The organism is Novosphingobium sp. 17-62-19 (assembly GCF_002256775.1).
GTDB lineage: Bacteria > Pseudomonadota > Alphaproteobacteria > Sphingomonadales > Sphingomonadaceae > Novosphingobium.
The window spans coordinates 59158-69083 of sequence record NZ_NCII01000003.1 but is presented as its reverse complement, the minus strand read 5'-3'; the positions used below and the strand labels follow the sequence as shown (position 1 = coordinate 69083).

Annotated in this window: 7 protein-coding genes; 5 read left to right on the top strand and 2 right to left on the bottom strand. The window is 63.1% G+C overall.

The genetic code is table 11. From position 1 onward, the window contains the following. Positions 1 to 90 precede the first annotated feature (90 nt). Complete coding sequence (locus B7X90_RS01080; RefSeq protein WP_292620930.1) at positions 91 to 288, top strand: TonB-dependent receptor; 198 nt, start codon at positions 91 to 93, stop codon at positions 286 to 288. A 110-nt stretch (positions 289 to 398) separates the two neighbouring features. After that, positions 399 to 2006: a carboxylesterase/lipase family protein gene (locus tag B7X90_RS01075; protein ID WP_292620928.1), complete on the top strand. Its 1608-nt coding sequence runs from the start codon at positions 399 to 401 to the stop codon at positions 2004 to 2006. Between the two features lie 73 nt (positions 2007 to 2079). Here B7X90_RS01075 and B7X90_RS01070 read toward each other — a convergent pair whose 3' ends face one another. Continuing rightward, complete coding sequence (locus B7X90_RS01070) at positions 2080 to 4134, bottom strand: 3-hydroxyacyl-CoA dehydrogenase NAD-binding domain-containing protein (RefSeq protein WP_292620926.1); 2055 nt, start codon at positions 4132 to 4134, stop codon at positions 2080 to 2082. Positions 4135 to 4353: 219 nt separating this feature from the next. Here B7X90_RS01070 and B7X90_RS01065 point away from each other — a divergent pair, with 219 nt between their 5' ends. The 3 genes from B7X90_RS01065 to B7X90_RS01055 all read left to right on the top strand — a co-directional run bounded on the left by B7X90_RS01065 (position 4354) and on the right by B7X90_RS01055 (position 8587). Next, positions 4354 to 5535 (top strand): acetyl-CoA C-acyltransferase, encoded by a 1182-nt coding sequence (locus B7X90_RS01065; protein WP_292620925.1) that lies wholly within the window; start codon positions 4354 to 4356, stop codon positions 5533 to 5535. Between the two features lies 1 nt (position 5536). Then, positions 5537 to 7288 (top strand): class I adenylate-forming enzyme family protein, encoded by a 1752-nt coding sequence (locus tag B7X90_RS01060; protein WP_292620923.1) that lies wholly within the window; start codon positions 5537 to 5539, stop codon positions 7286 to 7288. 69 nt (positions 7289 to 7357) lie between these two features. Further along, entirely contained in the window at positions 7358 to 8587 is a 1230-nt protein-coding gene (locus B7X90_RS01055; protein ID WP_292620921.1) for a TetR/AcrR family transcriptional regulator, read from the top strand. A gap of 24 nt (positions 8588 to 8611) precedes the next feature. Here the strand turns inward: B7X90_RS01055 and B7X90_RS01050 are convergent, their stop codons facing one another. Continuing rightward, a complete protein-coding gene (locus B7X90_RS01050) occupies positions 8612 to 9925 on the bottom strand; it encodes an MFS transporter (RefSeq protein ID WP_292620919.1) in 1314 nt (437 codons plus the stop codon). Position 9926: the final 1 nt, after the last annotated feature.

Genomic DNA, 9926 nt, shown 5'->3' with positions numbered 1-9926 from the left:
CATGAAACGCGCCCCTCGCAGCCGTCAACGCCATGATTTATATGCGAAATATCACGATTACGACAGCGAAATCAGCGACTTACTTGGAGAATGTGGGGCTATACGCAGCATGACTTGATTCTGGCGGTCGATGTAAAGACCGGGGGCCTCGACATGCAGATCACGGCCGGGGTCGAGAACATCTTCGACACCGATCCGCCGGCGGCGCGGCTGGAATACAGCTACGATCCGTTCATCGGCAGCGCGCTGGGCCGCACGTTCCGACTGGGCACCAAAGTGCGCTTCTAGTCTCTCCAGAGCGTGGGCGGCGGCTGTTGCTGGCCGTCCACCAACTCTGATTTGGGGCGGCTGGCGTTGCGTCATCCGCCCCCTTTTTCTGAAACAAGGAGATTTTCGACATGCAGGGCAAATTTGCCAGCATCGTGCGCGCAGGGGTTCTGACATCCGCACTGGCGCTTTGCACACAGGTGATGGCGCAGACGGCAACGCCGGTGGTGCAGACCGACAAGGGCAAGGTTCAGGGCGTCAAGCAGGGCGGCGTCGATGCCTTCCTGGGGATTCGCTATGCCGCGCCGCCGCTGGGCGATCTGCGATTCAAACGGCCGGAGGCGGCAGCAGCGTGGAGCGGTATCGCCGATGCGACAGGCCCCGGCGCGCCTTGTATGCAGCTCTATTCGGCCAGCGGGCCGAATGAATCGGCACTGACGCGGCAGATCCAGACGATCTTTCCCACCAGCACCGAAGCCAAGACCGACAACGAGGATTGCCTGTTCCTCAATGTCTGGACGCCCGATGCTACCAAGGGCAAGCGGCCGGTCATGGTGTGGTTCCATGGCGGGGGATATGCCTATGGGTCTGGCAACTGGCCTGCCTACAATGGCCGCAATCTGGCGCACAAAGGCGACGCTGTGGTCGTTACCGTCAACCACCGGCTCAATGCCTTTGGCTATCTGAACCTTGCACAAAAGTTCGGTGCTGAATTTGCCGAAAGCGGCAACGTCGGCAATCTTGATCTGGTGCGCTCGCTGGAATGGGTGCGCGACAATATCGCAGCATTCGGTGGTGACCCTGCCAATGTCACGATCATGGGGGAATCGGGCGGCGGTTCAAAAGTCAGCCATCTGATGGCCATGCCTGCTGCTGCCGGGCTGTTCCACAAGGCCATCGTCCAATCAGGGCCGGGCGTGGTGAGCGGCAAACCCAATGAAGCTGCGGCCTATGCCGCCAGCATCCTGAAGCAGGCCGGGATCGAAACGGTGGAGCAGCTGCGGCAGGCGCGGCCCGACCAGCTGATCGATGCGGTGCGTAAGGCCACCCCGGCCGGCGCAGAAACCGGGCGCGGGCCGCAGTTTCAGCCGATTGCCGATGGCAAGATCGTGCCGCGCGATCCCTTCATGGCGGGCGCTCCGGCGCAATCGCGCGATATTCCGCTGATGATCGGCTACAACAAGACCGAGATGACGATGTTTCTGGCATCGCAGCCGTGGTTTGGCCGGATCGACGAAGCAACGATGACCGCGATGGCCGGCATGACCGGGCCGGGTGGCACCGCCGCGGTTGAGGCCTATCGCAAGATGTATCCCGATTATTCGCCCACGCACATTGCCAGCATGGCCATGGGCACGCGCTTTGTGCGGGGCACTTTCCTGATGGCCGATCAGCAGGCGCGCACTGCCCGCGCGCCGGTCTATGTCTATCGGCTGACGTGGGAAACGCCGGTGGGCGGAGGCATGTTGCGATCGCCCCACACGCTCGACATTCCGCTGATGTTCAACAACGCCAAGGAAAGCGCTTCGCTGGTGGGCGAGGACAAGGATGCCGAAACGATGGCCGCGATGATGAGCGATGCCTGGATCGCCTTTGCCCGCACGGGCAAGCCTTCGAGCAGGCTCATGCCCGAATGGACGCCCTATACGCCCGACCGGCGCATGGTGATGGAGCTTGATGTAAAGCCGCGCGTGGTGAACGATCCCGAAGCGGCGATCCGCGCCTTGCCGCGTCCTTGAAGTTTCCTCCGCAAGGGGGAAGGGGGAAGCCCCGGCAGCACAATGGGCTGCCGGGGCTTTTTGCATCCGGCGCTCAGTCGAACGTGCGACCCTCGCTCGCACGCTCGCGCAAGTAATCGCTTACTGGCAGGCCGTGGCGGTCAAGCCCTGCGACGACGGTATCGAGGCCGACGGTCGATGCCCAGAACATCGGGCCGCCGGTGTAGAGCGGCCAGCCATAACCGTTGATCCAGACCACATCGATATCGCTGGCGCGCTGGGCGATGCCTTCTGACAGGATCATCGCCCCTTCGTTGACCATCGGGTAGAGCAGGCGTTCGCGGATCTCGTCCTTGCTGACTTCGCGCTGAGCGTGGCCTGCCTTGGCCGCGAAATCGGCAATGATTGTGCGGACCTCGTCCGAAGGGGTGCGCTGGCGGGCACTGTCATAGTCGTAAAAGCCCTTGCCCGCCTTCTGGCCAAAGCGGCCCGCCGCGCAAAGCGCCTCGCGCACTGTGGTCACCTTGGCCGGATCGCGGTGCCAGCCAATATCGATTCCGGCCAGATCGCCCATCTGGAACGGCCCCATCGGAAAGCCGAATTCCAGCAGCACGTCATCAACGTCCCAATAGTTTGCACCTTCCATGATCAGCTTGTTGGCCTGCTCCTGCCGCTTTGACAGCATCCGGTTGCCGATGAAGCCGGGGCAAACGCCCGATACGGCGGCCACTTTGCCGATGGTGCGCGAAAGCTTCATCGCGGTGGCGAGCACATCGCCACGCGTCTGCGCGCCGCGCACCACTTCCAGCAGCTTCATCACATTGGCCGGAGAGAAGAAGTGCAGACCAAGGACGTAGCCGGGCCGCTGCGTTGCCGTGGCGATTTCATCGATGTTGAGATAGCTGGTGTTCGACGCCAGAATGGCTCCCGGCTTCACCACTTCGTCAAGCTTGCCAAAGACCTGCTTCTTCACGTCCATGTTCTCGTAAACCGCTTCGATCACCAGATCGCAATCGGCCAGATCGGCATAATCGAGCGTCGGCGTCAGCAGGCCCATCGCTGCATCGACCTGTTCATCGGACATGCGGCCGCGTTTGGCCGAAGCTTCATAATTGCGCCGCATGACGCCTGTGCCGCGGTCCAGCGCATCCTGCTGCATTTCCAATATGGTGACCGGAATGCCTGCCGACAGGAAGTTCATGGCAATGCCGCCGCCCATCGTGCCTGCCCCGATCACGCCAACCTTGCGGATCGGCAAAAGCGCGGTGTCGGCAGGCAGATCGATGATCTTCTGCGCGGCGCGTTCGGCAAAGAAATAGTGGCGCATCGCTTTTGACTGGGTGCCGGTCATCAGCTCTACAAAAAGCTCGCGCTCCTTCTTCACGCCATCGGCAAACGACAGCTCGCCCGCAAGCCGCACGGCGGAAATCGCCGCGTTGGGCGCATCGAAACCGCGCATGGCGCGCCCGTTGGTGGCGCGGAATTCATCAAAGATCGAAGGATCGCGCACGCCGTCCTGATTGGCGGTACCCTGGCTGGCGCGCGGCACGCTCTGGCCAACCTTGCTGCGGGCAAAGGCGATGGCTTCGGCCTCAAGCGTGGCGTCACCGGTCAGCGCGTCAAGCAGGCCGATGGAAAGCGCCTGCTTTGCCGAAATCGGATTGCCCAACGCGACCAAGGGCAGCGCGGCCTTTGCGCCAACAAGGCGCGGCAGGCGCTGCGTGCCGGCGGCTCCGGGGATCAGGCCCAGCTTCACTTCGGGCAGGCCCAGCCTGGCCTTGGGCACGGCCAGGCGATAGTGGCACGCCAGCGCCACTTCGCACCCGCCGCCAAGCGCGGTGCCGTGGATGGCTGCAACCACGGGCTTGTCGCTCGCCTCGATCCGGTCAAGCACTTCGGGCAGGCTCGGCCCTTTTGGCGGCTTGCCGAATTCGGTGATGTCGGCCCCGGCAAAGAACGTCTGCCCATCGCAGCGGATGACCATGGCTTCCACCTGCGCATCGGCAAGGCCCTGCGCAATCGCATCGGCCAGCCCCGCGCGCACGGCCTGTCCCAGTGCGTTGACGGGTGGGTTGTCCGATATGATCAGCAGCACGTTGCCCTGCTTTTCGGTGCGGATGGGGCTTTGGGGTGAAATGGGTGACGACATGGATCCTCCTCCGGTTGTGGCGGCGGGGATGCTTTCCGCCTGCCTTTGCATGGGGCATACCGAGCATTCTTTTATATGCCAAGGCGGTATTCTATATAATACAAAAGATCATACCTAGAATTCAAAAAAGCGGAGGTTGCAGCTTGCCACGCGGCGCGGCTTCTGGTTTGATCGTGGCAGAAAAAGAATCATGGTTTCGGGAAAAGGATTGCTTCGATCATGCGTGACGCCGTCATTGTGTCCACCGCGCGGACTCCGCTGGCAAAATCGATCAGGGGTGCATTCAACGCCACGCATCCGGTTCAACTGGGCGGCTGGGCCGTGGCCGCTGCGGTCGAACGCGCAGGGCTTTCGGGCGGGGATGTGGACGATGTGATCATCGGCGCGGCCAGCCAAGGCGGAGCGCAAGGGTTCAATATGGGCCGCCAGATCGCGCTGCGGGCAGGGCTGCCGGTCGATGTTGCTGGCATGACGATGGACCGGCAATGCTCATCGGGCCTGATGGCCATCGCCACGGCCGCAAAGCAGATCATCGTCGATCGCATGGACATCTGCGTGGCGGGCGGAGTGGAATCGATCACCGCGCTGCGCACCGCAACCGGCAGCGCGCCGTGGCGGGACGAGGAACTGCTGCGGATGCATCCCGACATTTTCATGCCGATGATCGGCACTGCCGAAGTCGTCGCCCGCCGCTATGGCATCGGGCGTGAAGCGCAGGATGCCTATGCGCTGCAATCGCAGCAGCGCACCGCCGCCGCGCAGCAATCGGGCAAGCTGGCGGACGAGATCATCGCCGTGTCCACCACGATGCAGGTCAAGGACAAGCAGACCGGCGAAGTCACGCACCAGCCCGTCACGATCAGCATGGACGATTGCAACCGGCCCGACACCACTGCCGAAGGTCTGGCCCGGCTGGAACCGGTGATGGGGCCGGGGCATACGGTAACGGCGGGCAACGCCAGCCAGCTTGCCGATGGCGCCGCAGCAACCGTGCTGATGGAAGCCGATGTGGCGAAAGCACGCGGGCTGACCCCGCTGGGGCGCTATGTCGGCATGGCCGTGGCGGGGACCAAGCCTGATGAAATGGGCATCGGCCCGGTCTTTGCCATTCCGCGCCTGTTAAAGCGGTTCGATCTGTCCATCGACGATATCGGCCTGTGGGAACTGAACGAGGCTTTTGCCGTGCAGGTGCTCTATTGCCGCGACCGGCTGGGCATTCCCGATGACCGGCTGAACGTGAATGGCGGGTCGGTTTCCATCGGCCATCCCTTTGGCATGACCGGCGCGCGCTGCGTGGGCCATGCCCTGATCGAAGGCAAGCGGCGCGGCGTTCGCTATGTCGTTATCACCATGTGCGTGGGTGGCGGCATGGGCGCGGCTGGCCTGTTCGAGGTGCTTTGACATGGCCGATGTGCAGGAAAAATTGCAGGCCGATGCGTCGTTTGATTGGACACCGCCCCCCGGCTGGCCAGTCATCAGCCGTGACCGTTGCCGCGAAATCCTGACGGCGCCCGGCCAGCGGTTCGAGATGGAAACCATCGACATTCGCGGCGTGCCCACGCGGGTCTGGAAAAACGCGCCGCCGAACTTGCGCGCCATCGTGCTGGCTGGGCAGGCACATGGGGACCGGGTCTTCACGATCTACGAAGATGAACGCGTCACATTCGACGCATGGTTCCGCGCGGTGGCCACCTTGGCGCACGATTTGCAGGCGCGCGGCATCGGCAAGGGGGACCGTGTGGCAGTGGCCATGCGCAACCTGCCCGAATGGCCGGTTGCGTTCTTTGCGGCGGTGTCGATCGGGGCGATCTGCGTGCCGCTCAACGCGTGGTGGACCGGGCCGGAACTTGCCTATGGCCTTGCCGATTCCGGCACCCGCGCGCTGATTTGCGATGACGAGCGGTGGGAACGGATCGCCCCACATCACGCGCAGTGCCCCGATCTGGAGACCGTGTTGGTCGCCCGCAGTGCGCAGGCTCCTGCTGGCGCAATTGCGCTGGAAGGCGTGATCGGCACGCCGCCCGCCTATGCCACGCTCCCCCAGGTCAGCCTGCCCGATGTAGCCATCGCGCCTGACGATGACGCGACGATCTTTTACACCAGCGGCACCACCGGCAAGCCCAAGGGCGCGCTGGGCACGCATCGAAATTTGTGCACCAATGTGCTGTCCAGCGGATACAATGCGGCCTGCGCCGTGCTGCGGCGGGGTGAACCATTGCCCGAACCCAAGCAGAAGGTGGGGCTGACCGTAATTCCGCTGTTTCATGTCACGGCCTGTTCGGCAGGGTTGATCGGCAATATCGCCGCGGGCAACACCATGATTTTCATGCGGAAATGGGATGCGGTAAAGGCATTCCAGATTATCGAGGGTGAAAAGGTGAACTCCACCGGTGGCGTGCCCACCATCGCCTGGCAGATGATCGAACACCCCGAACGCAAGAACTACGATCTGTCGAGCATCGAGGCGATTGCCTATGGCGGGGCGCCATCGGCCCCCGAACTGGTGCGTAAGATCCGCGAAGTGTTTGGCGCGCTTCCCGGCAATGGCTGGGGCATGACCGAAACGATGGCGACCGTCACCGGCCATTCGAGCGAGGACTACCTCAACCGCCCCGACAGTTGCGGCCCTGCGGTGGCAGTGGCCGATCTGAAGATCATGGATGCCGATGGCGTGAACGAACTGCCCGCCGGGCAAGTGGGCGAGTTGTGGGCGCGCGGGCCGATGGTCGTCAAAGGCTACTGGAACAGCCCTGAGGCGACGGCAGCCACATTCGTCAACGGCTGGGTGCGGACCGGAGACCTTGCGCGGCTGGATGACGAAGGCTTCTGCTTTATCGTCGATCGCGCCAAGGACATGATCATTCGCGGCGGGGAGAACATCTATTCGTCCGAAGTGGAAAACGTGCTCTACGATCACCCTGCGGTGACCGATGCCGCGCTTGTCGGCCTGCCGCACCAGCAACTGGGCGAAGAACCCGCCGCCGTAGTGCATCTGGCCCCCGGCACGCAGGCGACCGAGGCCGAATTGCAGCAATGGGTGGCAGACCGTCTGGCCCGGTTCAAGGTGCCGGTGCGCATCGTCTTTTCGGCCGAAACCCTGCCGCGCAACGCCAATGGCAAGATCCTGAAAAAGGAGCTGTCCGCACTGTTTTGAACGCAAGCAGGCCCGGTCCATGGCGCTTGGAAAAAAGCTGGTGTAACGCGATCTTTGCTGGAGGGAACGGTGGCAGACACGGGCAAGGGTACAAAGCGGTTCGGGGAAAAGCGGCAGGCGATTGTTCATGCCGCATCGGTGCTGGTAAACGAAGTGGGCGTGCAGGCAACGACCCTGTCCGAAGTGGCGCGCGCCATCGGCCTGAACGCCACGAGCATCACCTATTACTTCTCGCGCAAGGACCAGCTGATCGTTGCCGTCTATGAAGAGACGCTTGATCGGATGGACCGCATGGCGTCAGAAGCGCTGGCCGAACCGGACCCCGAAGCCCGCCTGCGCAAATATGTGGCGCTGCACGTGGCGCTACGCACCCGCATCCGCAAGGGGGAACGCGGGCTGGTGACGGCGCTTTCGGAAATCCGATCGCTCGATCCCGAAAGCCAGCAGCCGCTGCTGGATCGCTACCGCCACGTGGTGGAAAAGGTGCGCAGTTTCTTTGGTGAACCCACCAGCGCCGAACAGCGCGCCCTGTATTCAGCCCGCGCCCACGTTCTGCTTGAAGCGATGATGTGGTGGCCGGTGTGGTCCTTGCGCTATTCCACGCTGGATTTCCCGCGCGTGGAACAGCGCATGGTCGATATTCTGGCGCATGGGCTTCCGGCCCTGCGCGGCACGTGGAAGCCGCTCCGGTTGGAAGTGCGCCATTGGCGCAGCGATAGCGAAGGCGCGCCCAGCCAGAACGATGAATTCCTGCGCGCCGCCACGATCATGATAAACCAGCTCGGCTATCGCGGGGCGTCGGTCAATCGCATCGCGGAATCGATCAACGTCACCAAGGGCAGCTTCTACCACCATCACGAAGCCAAGGACGAGCTGGTGCTGGCCTGCTTCGACAAGAGCCATGACCGGCTTTCGGCCACGCAAATGGCGGGCAAGCATGGTGGCGGCGATTATTGGGAGCGGCTTTCCAGCGTGCTTTACGAATTGCTGCGCCTGCAGTTCTTCGATCCCATGCCCCTGCTGCGCACCACCGCACTGCAAGCGCTGAACAGCGAACACAAGAATGACGTCGTCACCCGGTCAAACCGTCTGGCGCGGCGCTTTGCCGGGTTCCTGATCGATGGCATCGCCGATGGATCGGTGCGGCCCATCGATCCGCTGGTGGCCAGCCAGATCATCATGTCCACACTGAACGCCGCCTATGAAGCGCGGCGCTGGGCCGAACGCTTTGGCGATGGCGACGAGGCGATTGCCACCTATGCCTCCACGCTGTTTTCGGGGCTGATCGATCCTGCCTGACGGGCCGGATCGATCAGCAGATTCTCAGGCAGGTTCAATCCGGTTGCGCGGTTCGCGTACCTTGAACACCATGCCGATCAACGCCAGGCTGACCGCGCCCAGCAGCACAGCAAACAGCGGCGTGAACCCTGCCGTTGCTACCAGCAAGCCCGCCAGCACCGGCCCGATGGCAGAAATCGCGCCTTCCACCGTAGTGGCAAAGGCGAGCCGCATCGGCGTATCCTGCGCCGCGCCAAATTCCAGCACCATCGTGGTCGATGCCAGCATCCACCCCGCGCCGCCAAAGCCCAGCAGGACGAAAGCGGCATGGATCGGCAGGGCGGTTTCCCCCATCATCAGCGTGACCATTCCGGCCAGCGAACAGCACAGCGCCAGCAAATAGACCAGCTTGAAGCCGAAGCGGTCCCCCAGCGGACCCCAGACCACGTTCGATACCGTGTCGGAGGCAAGGAACACGAAGCTCAGCCCGCCCACCAAGGCGCCGCTGAGGCCAAGGCGGCTTCCGGCATAGACCGTCCAGAACGGCCCACCCACGCGCGCCAGCGTGGCCAGGCTCTGCACCAGCAGAAAGGCGGAGAAATCACGATCCTCCAGCAGTTGCGGAAATTCACGCACACGATCGCGCATCCGCATCTGCGGCCGGGCACTGGCAGAGGCTGGTTCGCGGATCAGCGCTTTCAGCACGAACAGGCCCATGCTGGTCAGCACGAACGCCAGCAGAAAGGTGGTGGCATAGCCATTGCCAAGCCATTGATCGGCGATCAGATAATTCCCCGCAAACCACGCCAGCACTGCTGCGATCAGCCCGCCTGCGAAATTGCGATAGCCCTGAAGACGGCCGCGCTTGCGAATGGGGATCAGCTTGCTCATCAGCATCTGGAACGCCACGCGCTGCGCCCCTGTGAAAAAGCCCAGCAGCAGGAAGCTGGCAAACGTGGCCACCAGCAACACATTGCCGGTCAGGAACCAACCCGCCAGCGCCAGACACAGGATCATCAGCCGCATCAGCGACCCCACCTTGATCGCATAGGGCAGGATGTGGCTGCGGTGTTCGATGCGCGAACCGCTGGCAATGGGGCTGATCGTTGCACCCAGTTGCAGCATGGCCGCACCCAGCCCCACCGCTGCCGTGCTGCCTGTCAGCATCAGCAGATAGGCCGGGATGATCGTGGGCGCATAGATCAGCCGGAACCCCGTCAGCCCCAACACGCCATGGATGAAGTTTGCGCGGTAATTGCGCGGCAGGTTCTCGTCCATGAAGCGGGCATGATCGGCCAGCGCGCGTTGCCGCGCGCTGGCTGCCAGATCCAGCCCGTCCGGGTCTTCAATCAGGTCCAAG

Excerpts from the sequence above, each read along its gene's own strand:
- B7X90_RS01065 (WP_292620925.1), top strand. The coding sequence starts at position 4,354 with ATGCGTGACGCCGTCATTGTGTCCACCGCGCGGACTCCGCTGGCAAAA.
- B7X90_RS01070 (WP_292620926.1), bottom strand. The coding sequence starts at position 4,134 with ATGTCGTCACCCATTTCACCCCAAAGCCCCATCCGCACCGAAAAGCAG.
- B7X90_RS01075 (WP_292620928.1), top strand. The coding sequence starts at position 399 with ATGCAGGGCAAATTTGCCAGCATCGTGCGCGCAGGGGTTCTGACATCC.
- B7X90_RS01080 (WP_292620930.1), top strand. The coding sequence starts at position 91 with ATGTGGGGCTATACGCAGCATGACTTGATTCTGGCGGTCGATGTAAAG.
- B7X90_RS01060 (WP_292620923.1), top strand. The coding sequence starts at position 5,537 with ATGGCCGATGTGCAGGAAAAATTGCAGGCCGATGCGTCGTTTGATTGG.